Source organism: Pseudoalteromonas sp. P1-11 (assembly GCF_001399995.1).
In the GTDB taxonomy this organism is placed as follows: Bacteria; Pseudomonadota; Gammaproteobacteria; order Enterobacterales; family Alteromonadaceae; genus Pseudoalteromonas; species Pseudoalteromonas atlantica.
Genome location: NZ_LJSP01000001.1, coordinates 345,856 through 362,086, shown reverse-complemented (window position 1 = coordinate 362,086; position 16,231 = coordinate 345,856). Strand labels below are relative to the sequence as shown.

General features: G+C 40.8%; 18 protein-coding genes. 10 read left to right on the top strand and 8 right to left on the bottom strand.

Going from position 1 to position 16,231, the window contains the following annotated elements; all coding sequences use genetic code 11:
* Nucleotides 1-51: 51 nt before the first annotated feature.
* Nucleotides 52-510: a DoxX family protein gene (locus tag AN390_RS01650; protein WP_004586061.1), complete on the bottom strand. Its 459-nt coding sequence runs from the start codon at nt 508-510 to the stop codon at nt 52-54.
* Between the two features lie 294 nt (nt 511-804).
* Between AN390_RS01650 and AN390_RS01645 the strand changes: the two genes are divergently transcribed.
* Complete coding sequence (locus AN390_RS01645; protein WP_236695063.1) at nt 805-2,391, top strand: diguanylate cyclase; 1,587 nt, start codon at nt 805-807, stop codon at nt 2,389-2,391.
* Between the two features lie 25 nt (nt 2,392-2,416).
* Here the strand turns inward: AN390_RS01645 and AN390_RS01640 are convergent, their stop codons facing one another.
* Nucleotides 2,417-3,202, bottom strand: a complete 786-nt coding sequence (locus AN390_RS01640) for a hypothetical protein (protein WP_236695062.1) — start codon at nt 3,200-3,202, stop codon at nt 2,417-2,419.
* A gap of 153 nt (nt 3,203-3,355) precedes the next feature.
* Entirely contained in the window at nt 3,356-3,775 is a 420-nt protein-coding gene (locus AN390_RS01635; RefSeq protein ID WP_024033213.1) for a VOC family protein, read from the bottom strand.
* Between the two features lie 271 nt (nt 3,776-4,046).
* Here AN390_RS01635 and AN390_RS01630 point away from each other — a divergent pair, with 271 nt between their 5' ends.
* A complete protein-coding gene (locus tag AN390_RS01630) occupies nt 4,047-4,352 on the top strand; it encodes a hypothetical protein (protein ID WP_036963831.1) in 306 nt (101 codons plus the stop codon).
* The gene (locus tag AN390_RS01625; protein ID WP_004586056.1) at nt 4,349-4,732 is read left to right on the top strand and encodes a hypothetical protein; all 384 of its coding nucleotides are present in this window, start codon (nt 4,349-4,351) and stop codon (nt 4,730-4,732) included. Before AN390_RS01630 ends, AN390_RS01625 begins: the two co-directional genes overlap by 4 nt.
* 1 nt (nt 4,733) lies before the next feature.
* Here AN390_RS01625 and AN390_RS01620 read toward each other — a convergent pair whose 3' ends face one another.
* Both AN390_RS01620 and AN390_RS01615 read right to left on the bottom strand, forming a co-directional pair.
* Nucleotides 4,734-5,561: a sterol desaturase family protein gene (locus AN390_RS01620; RefSeq protein ID WP_055252786.1), complete on the bottom strand. Its 828-nt coding sequence runs from the start codon at nt 5,559-5,561 to the stop codon at nt 4,734-4,736.
* On the bottom strand, nt 5,558-6,004 hold the full coding sequence (locus tag AN390_RS01615; RefSeq protein ID WP_055252785.1) for an SRPBCC family protein: 447 nt from the start codon (nt 6,002-6,004) through the stop codon (nt 5,558-5,560). The genes AN390_RS01620 and AN390_RS01615 overlap by 4 nt, the downstream gene beginning before the upstream one ends.
* A 97-nt stretch (nt 6,005-6,101) precedes the next feature.
* Here AN390_RS01615 and AN390_RS01610 point away from each other — a divergent pair, with 97 nt between their 5' ends.
* From AN390_RS01610 to AN390_RS01595, 4 genes are all read left to right on the top strand, one after another.
* On the top strand, nt 6,102-7,097 hold the full coding sequence (locus AN390_RS01610) for an AraC family transcriptional regulator (protein ID WP_055252784.1): 996 nt from the start codon (nt 6,102-6,104) through the stop codon (nt 7,095-7,097).
* A gap of 94 nt (nt 7,098-7,191) precedes the next feature.
* Nucleotides 7,192-7,962: an ABC transporter substrate-binding protein gene (locus tag AN390_RS01605; RefSeq protein ID WP_055252902.1), complete on the top strand. Its 771-nt coding sequence runs from the start codon at nt 7,192-7,194 to the stop codon at nt 7,960-7,962.
* Nucleotides 7,963-8,008: 46 nt separating this feature from the next.
* Complete coding sequence (locus AN390_RS01600; RefSeq protein WP_055252783.1) at nt 8,009-8,959, top strand: alpha/beta fold hydrolase; 951 nt, start codon at nt 8,009-8,011, stop codon at nt 8,957-8,959.
* Nucleotides 8,960-9,087: 128 nt separating this feature from the next.
* Nucleotides 9,088-10,176, top strand: a complete 1,089-nt coding sequence (locus AN390_RS01595) for a polysaccharide lyase family 7 protein (RefSeq protein ID WP_055252782.1) — start codon at nt 9,088-9,090, stop codon at nt 10,174-10,176.
* On the opposite strand, the gene AN390_RS01590 is transcribed toward AN390_RS01595, so the two are convergent.
* The gene (locus tag AN390_RS01590; protein ID WP_029772935.1) at nt 10,166-10,570 is read right to left on the bottom strand and encodes an NUDIX hydrolase; all 405 of its coding nucleotides are present in this window, start codon (nt 10,568-10,570) and stop codon (nt 10,166-10,168) included. The two genes, AN390_RS01595 and AN390_RS01590, sit on opposite strands and share 11 nt — an antisense overlap.
* A gap of 184 nt (nt 10,571-10,754) precedes the next feature.
* Here AN390_RS01590 and AN390_RS01585 point away from each other — a divergent pair, with 184 nt between their 5' ends.
* The 3 genes from AN390_RS01585 to AN390_RS01575 all read left to right on the top strand — a co-directional run bounded on the left by AN390_RS01585 (nt 10,755) and on the right by AN390_RS01575 (nt 14,980).
* Nucleotides 10,755-12,638, top strand: a complete 1,884-nt coding sequence (locus AN390_RS01585; RefSeq protein WP_055252781.1) for an AMP-binding protein — start codon at nt 10,755-10,757, stop codon at nt 12,636-12,638.
* Nucleotides 12,639-13,067: 429 nt separating this feature from the next.
* Nucleotides 13,068-13,925, top strand: coding sequence for an MBL fold metallo-hydrolase (locus tag AN390_RS01580; protein ID WP_055252780.1), 858 nt, complete (start codon nt 13,068-13,070; stop codon nt 13,923-13,925).
* A 107-nt stretch (nt 13,926-14,032) separates the two neighbouring features.
* Nucleotides 14,033-14,980 carry an alpha/beta hydrolase gene (locus AN390_RS01575; RefSeq protein WP_055252779.1) on the top strand — a complete coding sequence of 316 codons (948 nt, stop codon included), beginning with the start codon at nt 14,033-14,035 and terminating at the stop codon, nt 14,978-14,980.
* 202 nt (nt 14,981-15,182) lie between these two features.
* On the opposite strand, the gene AN390_RS01570 is transcribed toward AN390_RS01575, so the two are convergent.
* Together AN390_RS01570 and AN390_RS01565 are read right to left on the bottom strand one after the other, a co-directional pair.
* A complete protein-coding gene (locus AN390_RS01570; protein WP_024033228.1) occupies nt 15,183-15,527 on the bottom strand; it encodes a PDZ domain-containing protein in 345 nt (114 codons plus the stop codon).
* 77 nt (nt 15,528-15,604) lie between these two features.
* Nucleotides 15,605-16,063, bottom strand: a complete 459-nt coding sequence (locus AN390_RS01565) for a hypothetical protein (protein ID WP_055252778.1) — start codon at nt 16,061-16,063, stop codon at nt 15,605-15,607.
* Between the last annotated feature and the right edge of the window lie 168 nt (nt 16,064-16,231).

The window sequence follows — 16,231 nt, the reverse complement described above, 5'->3', positions numbered from 1 at the left end:
ATAGCGGCTAATTTAGCCGCTATTTTTTTAACACTGAATTGTTATTTATTACTACTGAGGCAGCGATTTATTCGCTAACTTTTTAGCAATTACGTTATCAACCGATAAGCTACCTGCCCCTTGTATAGCCAGTGCAGCCGTTGCAACTAACAAGGTAAGTGCGAACTCATAGCCGTTGTTTGCTACAAATAAACCATGACTAATGTGCACGCTAAATATCGCAATCAGCATAGTAAACGCCGTAACTACAGCTGCTGGGCGCGTTAATAAACCAATAGCTAAGGCAATACCGCCAAAAAATTCAGCGCTGCCTGCCATCATTGCAAGCCAGTAGCCAGGCTCAAGGCCAATGCTTGCCATCCACTGTCCTGTGCCTTCAAGGCCGTAGCCGCCAAACCAAGCAAATAATTTTTGTGCGCCGTGCGCTGCTAAAATCAAACCAACGGGTACACGTAAAATAAGTGCTGCCATGCCTGCGTTAGAGCTTAATAATGAGTGTAAGTATTTCATAGTGTGATCCTGTTTTATTGTTAATAAGGCTAGTAACCAATGAGTACAGTTTACTATCATCATTTAAAACAATTAATACGAATATTATTGCCAAATTATCAACATGGTGTTTTTAATTGCTTAACTAAGTTGCGGCTATTTTGTACTTAGCGGGCATAAGCACCTCAGGAGCTAGTTTAATAGCGCACTTTTAAGCGTTATTAAACAGTAAACTAATAGCTAAATAGTCCGGCTCTGCTAGTATAAAAAAAGTAGTAAAAATTGGATCCGCTTATGAGCTATAAAGGTAATAGATTGACGTTTTTCCCACCTAAAAATAAGGGGGCGCTCTTTTTTGTTTTCATTACTTTGCTCGCGTTATTTATTACTTTTGATTCTCATGCTGCCGATACATGTAAAATAAAGCACTTAAACTCACCCACGCCTGCCTCTGTGCTAAAGGTAAATACTCCTTCTGAACTCACTGCTCAACGCGGTGTTAATCAATATCAAATAAGTTGCTCTGTTAAAAATGGTGGCGTACTAAGCTTTTTACGCCCGGGGCTAGATAGCTTTACTTGGCAGCAAAACAACACTGTAAAAACGCCCTTAAAAGCAGGGCAAGTAGCCTACTTAATGGACTCGGGGGCTTTTACAGCCACAATAACATTAGAATCAAAGCTTAATTACACACCGCGGTTTAAATGGCAGCCAACCCACACTTATTTTAAAAAAGCACAGCAACATTCGCTGATTATGGGCTCATTTTATGGGTTGTGCATTACGCTTATTTTTTATGTATTAATAATGGGGCATAGACTTAACGAAAGTGTATTTAAGCTCTACAGCATTTACATTTTTTGTATTGGCAGCTTTATTTTACTCCAAGAAGGGCAACTGTATTTATTTGTAACGCAGCATGTCTCTGGCGTTATTTTTAACTTATACCTACTTAGCATTGGCTTAACCGTACTAAGTGCCACGTGGTTTATGCTTGCGTTACTCGAGACTAATAAACGCTGGCCTAAATTAACTAAGCTGCTCAAAACATTGGCCTGTACTGTAATGCTATGCGCGGTACTTAAAATGCTCGTTACCGACCTGTTATTTTGGACAATAGCAGGGCATATAATGGCTTATTCTTCGCTGTTTATTGTGGCTGTTATTTTTACTTTAGCAGCCATGCAAGCCCTCAAAGGTGTACGCGAGGCAACACTCGTATTTGTAGCGCTTAGCTTTGTATTAGTAAGTATGATTTTTAGGGTGCTGCTTATTAACCAAAGCCCGTTTATGCAGCGTTATGGGTTTGTGTTAGCGTTTGCGGTTGAATCATTTTTATTAGCTGTTGCGGTTTCAAGGCGCATAAGCCGAATGCGAATTGCACAAAAGCGCGCCGAAACCGAAGCAGACTACGACCCCCTTTGTGGTATTTTAAACCGCAGGGGCTGGGCTAAAAAATCAACCGCGCTTATCAATATGCACGCCAAAAAAGGCGGCGTATTATGCTTGATGTATATAGATTTAGACGACTTTAAACAAATAAACGACAGCTACGGCCATGCTGTAGGCGATGACGCTTTATGCAAGGTAGCCCGTTGCTTAAAAAGCAGTGTTCGCAGCAGCGATGCTGTAGGGCGCTTAGGCGGTGATGAATTTGTCGTACTTGCACATTTTTATACTAATGCGCAGGTAAACCCTAAAACTCATCATTTAAAAACCGCCTTAAATAGGCTCACAATAAATCACAACAACGACCCTATAGCCATTAAAGCGAGTATGGGTACTACCGTATTTAGTGAACCGCCCCACTCTATTGATGAAATTTTAAAAGCGGGCGACACCGCCATGTACCATGAAAAAATACAACGAAAGGTTAAGCCACTCACGTTAGTAGATGGCTAAATTTAGGCAATACTGCTTATTGCTATTAAACCGTAGCCGGCTTGGCAAATTGTTTACGGTTTACATAGTGGCTCATAATAATTGTAAATAAAGTTGAGCACACTGCAGCCGCTGCATATACCTGCCAAATCACAAATTCAAACTTAAGCGCGAGTGCAATCACAGCAAAAAACACACAGCCCCCTAACGAGCCAATAATGCCGCCGTTAAGCACCTTATACGCCGAGTATTTTTTATCACTTGCATGCGCAATACTGCCCATAACCGCCAAAATTACCGGAAAAGTAGAAAGTAACCCGCTCCACATTGCCCCTATTTTTGCCGATATAACCGTAACTAACATAATAAAGCAGCTGACCAATAACATTTTTAGCGGCAGCTCCCACGCAGCGGTAAAAGGTTTGGCATCGGGCGTAAATTTTAACTTACTCGATGCCAGCGCAAGCACCAATAAAGTACTAAGCGAGAGCACCGATGCAAAGGCAATATTCACCGGCAATAACAAGGTAAATGCACTAAAAGCGCACCATAGTGTTAATGCAGCAAACAACGCTTTAACTACCCCATATTTTGCAAGCATGGCAGCATAACAAAAACAAAATAAGCCTATACCGCTCATGCCATACAACGACGCCACAGCCGAGTTACTAGCAAATAACTTACCTTGCTCAAGCGCAATAAAATACGAAATAGGGCCCGATGTAATAGGCAAGCCCGGAATAATACCGCTCACAAAACTGCCAAAGCGTTTTTGAGCAAAGTGAATAAATAATAAAAGTAATGGCGCAATGGTGAGTTTTAACAGCAACATAAATAACTATAAAGTATGAGAGTTGCGCGTTAGTCTACGTTTAAAATTCCGTACTGTAGAGTGAATAAATATCACTCATACGGTGTAATTATTTTCATCTATAGGTACAAAAAAGGCCACTACAAAAGTGGCCTATTCTTTAATAAATATTGCTTACGCTTTTTTAAATAAAACCTCAGGGTTTACCATGGTTTTCATTTCAAGCACGTTGCCGTTTGGATCTTCAATAAAAAAGGTTTCTTGTTCAAACTCATCACCAACAAAACGGCGATACGGTTTATCTAGGTATTCAAGCCCCGCATCTTCTATACGTTTTTTTAAACCGTTAAATTCATCTTCAGATAAATGAATACCAAAATGCGGTACCGCCACTGCGCCCATATCTACATCGTGGCGAACAGTGGGTAAGCGCTCTTCGCTTTGGTGTAATGTGAGCTCATTACCCCAAAAGTCTATGTCTACCCAGCGCCCTTCTTCGCTGTTCCCTGTTTTACAGCCAAGCACATCACAGTAAAACGTTTTCGCTACTTTTAAATCGCCAGCGGGTATAGCCAAGTGCAAACAGTTAGACATAAATTACCTTTAATCTTTTAAATTTGTATATTAATAACCCCTATTATACATAAAATATAATTTATGAAACATTAACAGCCACAAATAAGCATAGTTAATACCAATCCAGCTTAAAAAGTAGCCTTAATAACATTTAACGCTAACACCCATATTTTATTTATTAGAGATAGTTAGAAAGCGTAAAAGGATTAGTTTAAAATGCGCTGCTATGATTAAATTCTTATTTTTAAAGTTTATAACCTTCTTTTTAGGCTTTGTAGCCTGCTTTGCCATGCACACAACTTTTGCATTGCCCTTAGTTATTTCGGCGGCGCTTACAGGGCTAATTGGCTCGTTTATTCCTTTTCCTGCTCGGTTTAAAAACCATCCCTATGCGGCTATTTACGCAGGTAGTTTTGCCGGCATGTGCTCTACACACTTAATTACAAGTTATTGGGAAATAGCCATAATTTCTGTTATTGGCGCCAGTTTATATGTGCTTACCATAAATATGTTTACCGGATTTGGCGGTAAGCTTGGCAGTGTTGCCTTTGCAAGCGTGGCTTTATTTATGTTGGCCAAAGGAATGGTTTTATGAATTTAGAATACCCATTTATAGCCTTATTAGGTGCGTTTTTAACGTTTTACTTAGCCAAACATAATCGTTTTGATGGCATACGTGCATCGGCCTCGCTTTCTATTATTGCTTACTTACTATTAAGTGCTTTAAACCTAAACCCCGACTTATACTCAGTCGTGTTTTTTGGCGGCACATTTATAGGCATGAGCGCCCCACACCGATTTGGTATTTATACCGTGGCCAGCTCATCTATTTTATTTTCGTTTTTATTTGAATACCTAGTACCAAAGCTTGATGGTTATGGCGGTGCCTTAGGTGTGAGTGCGTTTTTATCTATTTGTATTTGCCACATGTTTATTTTACTCGGAGCGCCAAGAAGTAAAAAGCCACTTGGCTAAATCACTCGTTTTTAACTTTAACGCTACTGGTTGGGTAGCCAAATAGTACTTTGCATTTAGCTTTTAACCCTTTCGCCGTATAGGTACTTTTTAATAAATGAGCCCACTGATGAAACGTTATTATTAGTGGGTTATTACTATTTAGCTGCCCTACTATGCCGTATTTACAGGGCTGATTTTTGTCTTCTTCTACAAATGTGCCAAATAATTTATCCCAAATAATAAGCACACCGGCAAAGTTTTTATCAAGGTAGCGTTTATTAATTGCATGATGAACCCTGTGGTGCGATGGCGTATTAAATACGCTTTCAAACCAGCCTAATTTAGCCACTATTTGCGTGTGCACAAAAAATTGATACGCCAAATTAAGTGCCACTACGCTAAATACGGTTAAAGGGTCAAACCCTAGTAGTATCATAGGTAGCCAAAATACCCACATGCCGGCTACTGGGTACATTATGCTTTGCCTAAACGCAGTGGTAAAATTCATTTTAGTGGAGCTGTGGTGCACCACATGCGCAGCCCACAACCAATGAATATGATGCGACGCACGATGAAACCAATAGTACAAAAAATCTTGCAGTAAAAATGCAAAAGCAACGCTTAATACACTTAGCTTTATATCAAATAAACGGTACTCGTAAAGCATGTAAAAAAATGGCATAAGTAGCAGCAGTGCCATTGCATCTGCGCCTTGGTGCAACAAGGCTAAAACGGTGTTTGCTAGGCTGTCTTTTATATTGTAATAGCGCTTAAATTTTACAAATTCAAAGCATACAAACACTAAAAACACAGGGCTTAGGGCAAGTAAAATAATTTCTGAGTTCATACTTTGCCCACCATAAAGTAATGCTGCAGTTTATTTAATGCCTGGGTTATATCTTTACTAATTAGGTGTTTTAGCAAAGCATTTGGCAGCCACCACGGCGCTTTGCAGCGTATACAATAATTAAGATCGGTAGTGATACTTTTAGCCCCTGTATTAGCAACTAAATAAATATCACCTTGATGGTGCGCCACAGGCTTATTACCTTCTATTCGATAGCAAATGTGGCTGGGGTTAGCCATTATTATACGCTCATTAAACGTGGCATTTGCCATTTTCACTTGCCTAATAGCGCCTTTACCGCCTTTTAGCTCACCGCTATTTGCTGTTTTTATTAGCTCAAACTTGGCATTAAAAAAGCGATCTAACTGCTGATGATCCAACAAGGTGGTTATTATTTGCAAAGGATCTGCATTAAGCGTTTGCTTTATTGATATAAAGATCATTGTTTACAGCGAAGATAATTACTCATGTAACTAGCATATAAAAATTGAACATGGCAAGCTTGCTCATACACGACCATTTTTTAGCTTTAGACGACAAATGCATACACTGGCTGATCATTACTTTTCAAGCATTTTAGATTACTTGCAAACCCAAGGTATTGATTCTAATACGGCTCTTAAGGCAATCGGGTTTACTGAATTTAGTCGCCAGCATAGTCAGCAATTAGCCCCCCGTATTAGTTTACAAAGTTACAATGCGCTGCTTGTGTATGGCCAAAAAGCGCTAAACGATGCGCTGTTTGGTTTTACTTTAGGTATGCACATTCGCCCAGCAGATTACGGTATATTGGGCTATTTAATAGAATCGAGCGATACCCTAAGTAGCGCTATAAAGGCACTGTTAAATTACGACAGCTTAGTGGCAGATATTGGTAAAGCGCAGTTTTTGCAAGTTGCAGACACCGCTACGGTGCGCTGGCATGCTCATCCTCATTGTAATGAACAAGTAGTATTACGAAACATGACTGCGTGGGTCAGCGTTATTCGCCAGTTAATAAACGCATCGCTTTGCCCAAGCAGTATCAGCTTTATACATAATTGGCCTAAAAGGCACACACAACAGTTAGAGGCGTGGTTTAAATGCCCCGTTATAAGCGGCGCAGCGCATAACCAAATAAACTTTCCGAGCAGTTATTTAAACCTTGCCTTTAAAACCGATAACGCCATTGTAAATGCTACATTTAAGCAGCTTTCACAACAGCAGCTATCGCGTTTTAAAAGTCAGCAGTGCTTAACAGAAAAAGTTAAACAGCTACTTATTGCAAAAACAACATTACAAAATTGCCAGCTTATTGCAGTTGCAAGCGCACTAAACGTAACACCGCGCACGCTACAGCGACATTTAAAAAAACAACATGTAACCTTTGCGCAATTGCTCGAACAAGAAAGAAAAAGCCGCTCCCACACGTTAATTGGTACGCTCCCACTTAGCGAACTAGCTAACCTGTTAGGCTTTAAAGATCAGAGCTCGTTTAATCGTGCTTTTTTACGATGGCACCATTGCACACCCACACAATTTTTAAAACGTAAATGAACCGCAGTGTTATTCACATTAAATAAACATTTATGGTATACCTTTTAATCAACACTCTTTAAACTAGAGCGCATAATAATTAAAAATGTGGGTTATATTTGTGCGTGTAGTATTAAGTATTTGTGTGTTTATGCTTTATAGCGCCATGTGCAACGCACAAACCATTACCTTTGTAGCAGAAGATCTCCCGCCTTATCATTTTATAAATGAAAATAACGAACCCGACGGCGCATTAGTCGATTTAGCCAAAGCCACTATTAAACACACAAAGCTATCCGCCAAGTTTGAAATAATCCCTATGGCGCGTATTTTTACAATGCTTAAAAACAACCCAAATGCAATTGCGTTGTCTCTTTTAAAAACCCCTATTAGAGCAAGGCAATACACCTGGCTAGGTGAGTCATACTTTGCCGATGCTTATTTAGTTAGCTTAAAAAACCGTACTGATGAAGTTACCCACCTTAATCACGCAAAATTTTACCAAGTGGCCACAATACGTGGCTATTCAAGTGCCACCTATTTAAAAAACGCCGGTTTTACCGAAGACAAAAACCTAGTTCTTGTAAGCTACTATCAGCAACTGTGGCAAATGCTTTATAAAAAACGCATTGACTTTGTACTAACCAATACACTTACATTAAATAACGAGCTAAAGCACTCAGGCCTAAATCCCAATTTAATAACTAAGCGAATTCATTTAACCGACTACCCTTCAAAATTATATTTTAGTGCCAACAAAACCCTAGATAAACACACCGCAAGCGCTATTAGCCATGCACTTAACACGCTAAAAGAAAACGGCGAATATCAGGCTATTTTAACCAAGTGGCAACTACCGCTTCCGGCTACTGCCAACAAGTTGTAATAAACAGGGTCTATAATTTTAGCAACGCAAACACTGCTAGTTGGCTATGCGAACAATTAAAACACCTCAGGGTATAAAACTCAGTTACCAAGACGAAGGCGATAAAAAAGCCCCCGCAATCATACTTATTATGGGTTTAGGCGCACAAATGACCGTGTGGCCGGACTCGCTTTACTACACCTTAGTAAAAAAAGGGTTTAGGGTTATACGCTTTGATAACCGCGACACTGGCCTTTCTACTCATTTAGAGCACCACCCTAGCCCGAGTTTATTTAAATCGTGGTTAAGTAAACGCCTGCCCATACGCACGCAAACGCCCTATTTACTTGATGATATGGCAAACGATGTATTAGCGCTTATGGCGGCGCTTAAAATAAAAAAAGCGCATTTTGTAGGTGCTTCTATGGGCGGTATGATTGCTCAACTAATTGCAGCTCAACATAAAAAAAAGGTGCTAAGTTTAACCACTATTATGTCAAGCTCTAGCCTGCCAAGGCTGAATGCCAAAAGCATTGGCGTATTTATAAAGCTTGCCAAATTAAAGCCCAAAACATCCAGCCGTGATGAGGCGATAAACTACAACATTAAACTTAACCAACTTATTGGCAGCCCCGCTTACCCTCAATCAGAAAACGCACTTCGCCATCATGCAACGCAAATTGTAGAGCGCTCGCATAATCCAAGTGGCTACAAACGCCAGCTTATTGCTATGGCCGCGAGTAAAGACAGGCAACATTTAATTCGTAAAATTAAAACGCCTACTTTAGTAATTCACGGCAGCGACGATGTGGTAATACCCGTAAGTGCAGGCAAAAAAACGGCAAGCCTTATAAAAAAAGCCAAGCTAAGAGTAGTCCCTGGGATGGGCCATAATTTTGCGCCAGAACTTATGCCTCTTATGACAAAGTGGATAGTTAAGCATGTAAAAAAAGCGCAGCGCAAACACCTAAATAAAAAACGCAAAAAACAACAGCAACAAAAAACCACTTTGGTATAACCAAAAAGGCACTATAAAAACTACGAAAACAAAAAATTGGTAATGTTGATATTTTAAATTGGTATGTTAGATTAAAGTTAAGCGAAGTTAATATCGCTCATTTTTAATATCATCACACAGAGACAACAATGAAAAATCTAACATCTACTTTTAAACTCACAGCACTGGCTGCTGTTACCCCTTTGCTATTTATGGGCTGTGCCAGCACAAGTACACCTGTTGATAGTAATGTCGCAGTACCTGCGTCAAAATTTGATTTATCGCAATGGAAAATAAACGTACCTGTAGATCTCAATAACGATGGAAAAATAGATACCGTAGACGTAGAAGAGATCCAAACCTACGCGCACCCTGATTTTTTCTACCTTGATGATCAAGGTTATATGGTATTTACCTCGCCAAACAAAGCGCTTACCAGTGCCAATTCAACCAATACCCGCAGTGAACTAAGACAAATGATCCGCGGCACCAATACCAAAATAAAAACTAAAAATTCAAAGAATAACTTTGCCCTAGCTGTACACCCGCTATCGGAGCGCTTTGGCTCGGTAGGCGGAAAAATGGAAGCCACCCTCAAGGTGGATCATGTTGCACTTCGCGCTAACGATCCTAATAAAAAAGCCGCTTATTCTGTGGTGGTAGGGCAAATTCACGCAGGTAAAGATCAAGCTTTAATAGATACAAAACTGGGTTTTGGCTGGGGTAACGAACCACTTAAAATTTATTATAAAAAATGGCCTGGCCATAAAACCGGATCTGTTTTTTGGAACTACGAACGTAACTTACCAAAAAAAGATCCTAACCGAACCGACATTACATACCCTGTGTGGGGTAATACCTGGGAAAACTCGGACGATCCCGGAGCGACAGGCATAGCGCTTGGCGAAGACTTTAGTTACACAGTAAACGTGCATAAAAACATGATGTACTTAACCTTTAGCGCCCAAGGCAAAAAAGACGTTAACTACGCAATTAACTTAGGCAATAACGTAGATGCCTATGGCAAGGTAGATGAAAAAGATCACCCTAATGGCTATGCTGCCGATTGGCATTACTTTAAAGCGGGTGCTTATAACCAATGTAGCACCAAAAGCGCTAAAGGCATTTGGTACCCAGGCTGTTTAGGCACTGGCGATTGGGCCACCGACAAACAAAATGGTGATTACGCCCAAGTGAGCTTTAAAAAATTAGTATTAAGCCCATCAACTAAGCCGTAAGCGTTGTTGTAGTTAAGTAGTTTTTAAGTGATGTAAACAGTGGCGATGGTAAATTATTAATGTCGCACCAGCGCCACTGCATACATTTATTTGGCTCGTTTAGCACAGGCTCGCCGCCCTCGTAATCGGCTTTTACATATAAAGTAATGTAGTGTTTATTCTCAGCACTAAAAATATCGTTAGTAAAATCAAGCTTAGTAATTTTACTCACATTTAGCCCTGTTTCCTCAAATACCTCGCGTATTGCGCACTGCTCAACACTTTCACCAAATTCTAAATGTCCACCAGGCGTTGCCCATGTATTTGCACCATGTGACCCTATTCGCTCACCTAATAAAATAGTGTTTTGGCGCATTATAATAACCGCAACCCCTACTCTTACTACGTTACTCATATTGCGTTTTCTCTTATTTTAATTGCTCGCCATGCTGAGCCACACGCTTTGTATTGTCAATTTTGTATTTTAAAACCCAAAGTGTTGTTTAACTTTTAGCCGACCATAGTCGAATACCTATCGGTTAAAAAAAAGCCTACCTTTTGTAAGGTCTCTCACACACATTTAGTATTAGGAGCCCACTATGTTAGGCCCATATAAACAACAATACGAAAGCTTTAAACAAAACCCAGCACAATTTTGGCTTGAACAAGCAAAGCGCCTACCTTGGTATAAAAAGCCCGAACACGCCTTCACACAAGACACTGACGGCCTTTACCATTGGTTTGATGATGGCCAACTAAACACCAGTTTTTTAGCGCTCGACCAACACGTTATTGCCGGTTTTGGCGAGCAAACCGCGCTTATTTACGACTCCCCCGTAACCAATACGCAGCAGAAGTATAGCTACTACCAGCTACAGCAAGAGGTAGCTAAATTTGCCGGTGTAATGCAATCGTTAGGCGTTAGTAAAGGCGACCGCGTTGTTATTTATATGCCCATGATCCCCCAAGCTGTAATAAGCATGCTGGCCTGCGCCCGATTAGGCGCTATACACTCTGTGGTATTTGGTGGTTTTGCAGCGCATGAACTCGCCGTACGTATAGACGATGCTAAACCTAAACTCATACTGAGCGCTTCGTGCGGTGTAGAGGTAGATAGCGTAATAGAATATAAACCGCTGATTGATCACGCCATAGATCTTGCCAATCATAAAATAGATCACTGCGTTATTTACCAGCGCGAACAAGTAGCTGCCACGCTTATCCCCACAAGAGATATTAACTGGGATGAGGCAATGCAAACAGCCACTGCAGTAGAGCCAGTACCTGTAAGTGGGCGTGATCCTCTTTATATTTTATATACCTCAGGCACTACAGGCACGCCTAAAGGCGTAGTGCGTGAAAACGGCGGCCATGGTGTTGCTATGCACTACAGCATGGAAACCGTTTACGGCATGCAGCCCGGCGACGTATTTTGGGCTGCCTCAGATATAGGCTGGGTCGTTGGGCACTCCTACATAGTGTATGCCCCGCTAATTTATCGCTGTACAACAGTGTTGTTTGAAGGCAAACCAGTTCGCACACCTGATGCCAGTGCATTTTGGCGAGTAGTAGAGCAGTACCAAGTAACTGCATTATTTACAGCGCCCACTGCGTTTAGAGCCATCAAAAAAGAAGACCCAAATGCAGAGGGCTTTAAGCAGTACAACACCAGTAGTTTAAAACGACTATTTTTAGCTGGCGAGCGGCTCGACCCGCCAACGTACAACTGGCTAAAAGAAAAAACCAACCTGCCAATACTCGATCACTGGTGGCAAACAGAAACCGGCTGGGCCATTGCCTGTAACCCCGTAGGCATAGAAGAATTAGTAACAAAACCAGGTAGCTCTACCGTGCCAACCCCTGGGTTTGATGTGCAAATATTAAATATGCAAGGCGAGCAATGCGCACCAAACGAGCAAGGCGTGGTGGCTATAAAATTGCCGCTGCCGCCAGGTTGCTTACCCACCATTTGGCAAAATACAGCGCGCTTTAAAACCGGTTATTTAACTCAGTACCCGGGGTATTATCTTTCCGGCGATGGTGGTTACATAGATGACGATGGCTACCTATTTATAATGGGCCGTACAGACGATGTTATAAACGTAGCAGGCCATAGGCTTTCAACCGGCGAAATGGAAGAAATAGTCGCATCCCACCCAGCCGTTGCAGAGTGCGCGGTGTTTGGGGTTACCGATACACTAAAAGGCCAATTACCGATGGCCATGATCGTACTTAAAAACGACTTTACCGGCTCCCCTACCGATGTAGAGCAAGAGCTTGTGCAAACAGTACGCAACCAAATAGGCGCTATAGCGTGCCTTAAAACAATAATAAGCGTAGAGCGATTACCAAAAACTCGTTCAGGTAAAATACTACGCAAAAATTTACGCCAATTGGTCGATGGCGACGAACTACAAATTCCTTCAACCATAGACGACGCCGGTATTTTTGAAGAAATAATCCAGCAGCTCACCCTGCGTTAAATCCAACCTAACAAAGCCATTTTATATTTAAAATAAAATGGCTTTTACTTTGACTGAAATTTTATACTCATTAGCACTTTCTTACTTAATGCTAGGGTCTGTTGATCTTTTAAGGTTAAATTTGCAGCTATCTGTTTGGTATTTAGGCAAGGCAGAGCCTATATAGTGTGGTTGTTCCCCACAAATAGGCGATAACGTAGCATTAATGCCAAACAGGCGCTGCCCAAAGGGTTCTTCCTAGGGGCTATTTACTCTTTGTTGCCTACATGGATGTAGGTAAAGGGCGTGAGCAGGACGCGGAAGCTTTGCTCGGCTTTTACTTAGCCCACTAGGTTACAAACCTCGCGCCGCGATTAAATAGCCCCTAGTTTGAACAAATTTTAATCCGCAAAGGTCAACAGACCCTTAGAACATTAAACAGGATTGTGCATGCTTCGCTTATTACTAACACTACTTGCCACCAGCCTACTATTTACAGGTTTTATGGCGCAAAGTTACGAAATTGAAGATTTAGGCGATGGCCTCCACCGCTTTATTGACGACAGACACCGCTCGGTATTTTTAATCACCCCACAAGGTGCAATAGTTACCGACCCACTTAATAAAAAAGCCGCCACGTGGTTAAAGGAGCAAATTAAAACCCGCTATAACGTACCGGTAAAATACGTTGTATATAGCCATAATCACAGCGACCATATTTACGGCGCAGAGGTATTTAAAAGCCCGCACACAACCTTTGTTGCGCACAAACTTACCGCCCAAGATATTAAAAACACAAAAATAAAAACGGTTATGCCTAACCTTACTTTTGATGATGAACTAATACTTAGCCTTGGCGGCTCAACCTTAAAACTTAACTACCACGGCCCTAACGATGGCCGAGGCTCGGTAAGTATGCTGTTCGAAAAGCAAAAAACACTATTTGTGGTCGATTGGATAGTCATTGGCAGAATGCCATGGCAAAAACTATGGAGCTACGATATTCAAGGTATGATTAATTCAACCCAAGCGGCTTTAAATTACGACTTTAATACCTTTGTGGGCGGCCATGCCGATATGGGTAATAAAGCCGATGTTGCACGTTATTTAAGTTATATAGAGCAACTGTACAACCAAGTAACCGCCGCAGCGCTTGCAGGGCAGAGCCTAGAGCAAATAAAACAAAACGTTAAGCTCGATGAGTTTTCAGATTTAAAGCAATATAAAGCATGGCTGCCACTTAATATTGAGGGCGTATACGAGCGCCTTATGGAAGAGTCGGGCATGGGCTGGCGCAGCGATTTATAAATTGTATGCGTGTGCATTTGTAGCTTAAATGCAAGTGCATACGTATTCACATTGAATTAACAATGCAAGCTTGTGATAGTGCACTTTTTGTATGCTAAGGCGCCACCATGAAATTAGTTGCTTTACTGTTTAGCTTATCAATATTTGTAGTGCATACCAGCTATGCAAACACGCCCACCGTGCAAGTAAGCAAGGGCCATATTGAGGTGATCGACAATATAGAATCACAGTTTGTAAAAAACCGTTTTTTAAATGTATGGCTACCGCCAGGTTACAACAAAAACACCACCTACGATGCACTTTACATGCACGATGGCCGCATGCTGTTTGATGCCAATAGCACATGGAACAAGCAAGAATGGCGCGTAGATGAAGTAGCCGGCTCATTAATAGAGCAAGGCAAAGTACGCCCATTTATTGTGGTAGGCATTCCAAACGCCGTTGAAAACCGCCACAGCGAATACTACCCACAACAGCCGTTTGAGGCCTTAAGCAAGCAAAAGCAAAACGCCCTATACCAGTTAGAAAAATACCCAGGCCACAAATTATTTGCCTCTAAGGTGTACTCAGACAACTACTCACGCTTTTTAGTTAAAGAAGTTATTCCTTACATAGAGTCTAACTACAACGTAAATAAAGGCGCGCAGCATCGCTATATTGGTGGCTCTAGCATGGGTGGGCTTATATCGTGGTATACACTACTTAATTATCCTAACGAATTTGCAGGCGCTATTTGTATGTCGACCCACTGGCCAGGTATTTTTAGCCACGACGACGAAGTATTTGCCGAGTTTAAAAATTACATTGCCAACAACATCGAAAAGCTGAGTAACCAAAAAGTGTATTTTGATTACGGCGACAGCACTTTAGATGCCATGTACCCTAAGCTACAAGCGCAAATTGATGATTTATTTATGGCGCAACAATACCCAGCAAAGCTATGGCAAAGCCAGTTTTTTCCAGGTGAAGATCACACCGAAAACGCGTGGGCAAAACGCTTACACATTCCGCTTGAGTTTATGTTTAGAAAAACCAAACAAGCTGCAGCCGAGTAATCATTTATACCAATCCGCTTGATTAAGTGATCTATTTTGAGGATGGGTATTATAAGTAATACGCCCTATCAGTAATCATAAAAAAGCGGCTTAACGTTCATTGCGTTAAGCCGCTTTTTTAATACACTTTTAAACCGTTTTAAAACGTAGGTCGGAAGCGCAGCACCGTCCGACAATTAACGGCGCTTAAAGCTCATTAGTCTTACCAAGCATTCATAGGAACCTCTAAAGGAACTTGGCTACCATCCTCATTTTCTAAAACTAACTGTAAGATGTCCCCTGACTCCTTTCGCATTAATTTTTTTGCTTTACTGGCAGGGCAGCCCGGAATTTTACAGCCTTCTATAGAAATAATTTTTTGCCCTGCAACAATCCCTGCTTTTTCAGCGGGTGAATTAGGCTTTACGTTTTCAATAATAAATGACATTACTTTTGGGCTAAAAAAGCCATCCGCCCCAACGTTCCCTACAACTCCAAGCTTCACTTCTTCTGCTGCCAAGGCATTAAAAGAAATAATTGATATTAAAATAATTATAATTTTGAACATAAAAATAAACACTCCATGTTATCCAACACTAAATATGTTGGTATCGTTTTTTGTATTGTTTGCTAAATATATGACTATTAATCATTCTCTGGGTCGCCGCGTTTGTTATATCGCTCTTTGAATGACTCATAGTCTTCGCTTTCAAGTAATAAAACATTTTGTAAAGTATAATTAGCCGCACCATATGTAAAATCAGCTGAAACAGAAACACTTTCCCCTATTTCAAAATCAGAACGATTAAACCCGCTAATTTCAGACTTGTTTATAGCAGCACACAACGAAGCTAACTTCTTTGGACCACTATTAATACTTATGCATAACTCAGATATTGGTTGGCCTTGCTGATCAACTTCGGGATACATTAGTATTATCCAGCTATCGTCCAAATTTTCACTATTTCCATCAACTAGTCGATGAATGTGTAATTTTTTTGCTTCATCTGAGCTCAGTACATTTTCAGAAATAACAAGCGATGTGTTTTCAGCACTACATACCCAAAATGGGCAAAGTAATATAAAAACTAAAAGTATCTGCATACATCTCCTAAAATAAAACATTCAATAATCGCAACTAGTTTGTACTGGATTGCCCTGATTACTATAGAGCAATTTCCCATTCCCAGTTTCACACTCCACTATCGCATACTATTCAATCAAATGTTTAATTTCACATAAAAAACCGCGCTAACACTTTATAAAAAGCCT

What these genes read in the sequence shown, in the direction of transcription:
- AN390_RS01650 (WP_004586061.1), bottom strand. Translation starts at nt 510, where the DNA reads ATGAAATACTTACACTCATTATTAAGCTCTAACGCAGGCATGGCAGCA.
- AN390_RS01640 (WP_236695062.1), bottom strand. Translation starts at nt 3,202, where the DNA reads ATGTTGCTGTTAAAACTCACCATTGCGCCATTACTTTTATTATTTATT.
- AN390_RS01635 (WP_024033213.1), bottom strand. Translation starts at nt 3,775, where the DNA reads ATGTCTAACTGTTTGCACTTGGCTATACCCGCTGGCGATTTAAAAGTA.
- AN390_RS01630 (WP_036963831.1), top strand. Translation starts at nt 4,047, where the DNA reads ATGCACACAACTTTTGCATTGCCCTTAGTTATTTCGGCGGCGCTTACA.
- AN390_RS01625 (WP_004586056.1), top strand. Translation starts at nt 4,349, where the DNA reads ATGAATTTAGAATACCCATTTATAGCCTTATTAGGTGCGTTTTTAACG.
- AN390_RS01620 (WP_055252786.1), bottom strand. Translation starts at nt 5,561, where the DNA reads ATGAACTCAGAAATTATTTTACTTGCCCTAAGCCCTGTGTTTTTAGTG.
- AN390_RS01615 (WP_055252785.1), bottom strand. Translation starts at nt 6,004, where the DNA reads ATGATCTTTATATCAATAAAGCAAACGCTTAATGCAGATCCTTTGCAA.
- AN390_RS01610 (WP_055252784.1), top strand. Translation starts at nt 6,102, where the DNA reads ATGCATACACTGGCTGATCATTACTTTTCAAGCATTTTAGATTACTTG.
- AN390_RS01600 (WP_055252783.1), top strand. Translation starts at nt 8,009, where the DNA reads ATGCGAACAATTAAAACACCTCAGGGTATAAAACTCAGTTACCAAGAC.
- AN390_RS01595 (WP_055252782.1), top strand. Translation starts at nt 9,088, where the DNA reads ATGAAAAATCTAACATCTACTTTTAAACTCACAGCACTGGCTGCTGTT.
- AN390_RS01590 (WP_029772935.1), bottom strand. Translation starts at nt 10,570, where the DNA reads ATGAGTAACGTAGTAAGAGTAGGGGTTGCGGTTATTATAATGCGCCAA.
- AN390_RS01585 (WP_055252781.1), top strand. Translation starts at nt 10,755, where the DNA reads ATGTTAGGCCCATATAAACAACAATACGAAAGCTTTAAACAAAACCCA.
- AN390_RS01580 (WP_055252780.1), top strand. Translation starts at nt 13,068, where the DNA reads ATGCTTCGCTTATTACTAACACTACTTGCCACCAGCCTACTATTTACA.
- AN390_RS01575 (WP_055252779.1), top strand. Translation starts at nt 14,033, where the DNA reads ATGAAATTAGTTGCTTTACTGTTTAGCTTATCAATATTTGTAGTGCAT.
- AN390_RS01570 (WP_024033228.1), bottom strand. Translation starts at nt 15,527, where the DNA reads ATGTTCAAAATTATAATTATTTTAATATCAATTATTTCTTTTAATGCC.
- AN390_RS01565 (WP_055252778.1), bottom strand. Translation starts at nt 16,063, where the DNA reads ATGCAGATACTTTTAGTTTTTATATTACTTTGCCCATTTTGGGTATGT.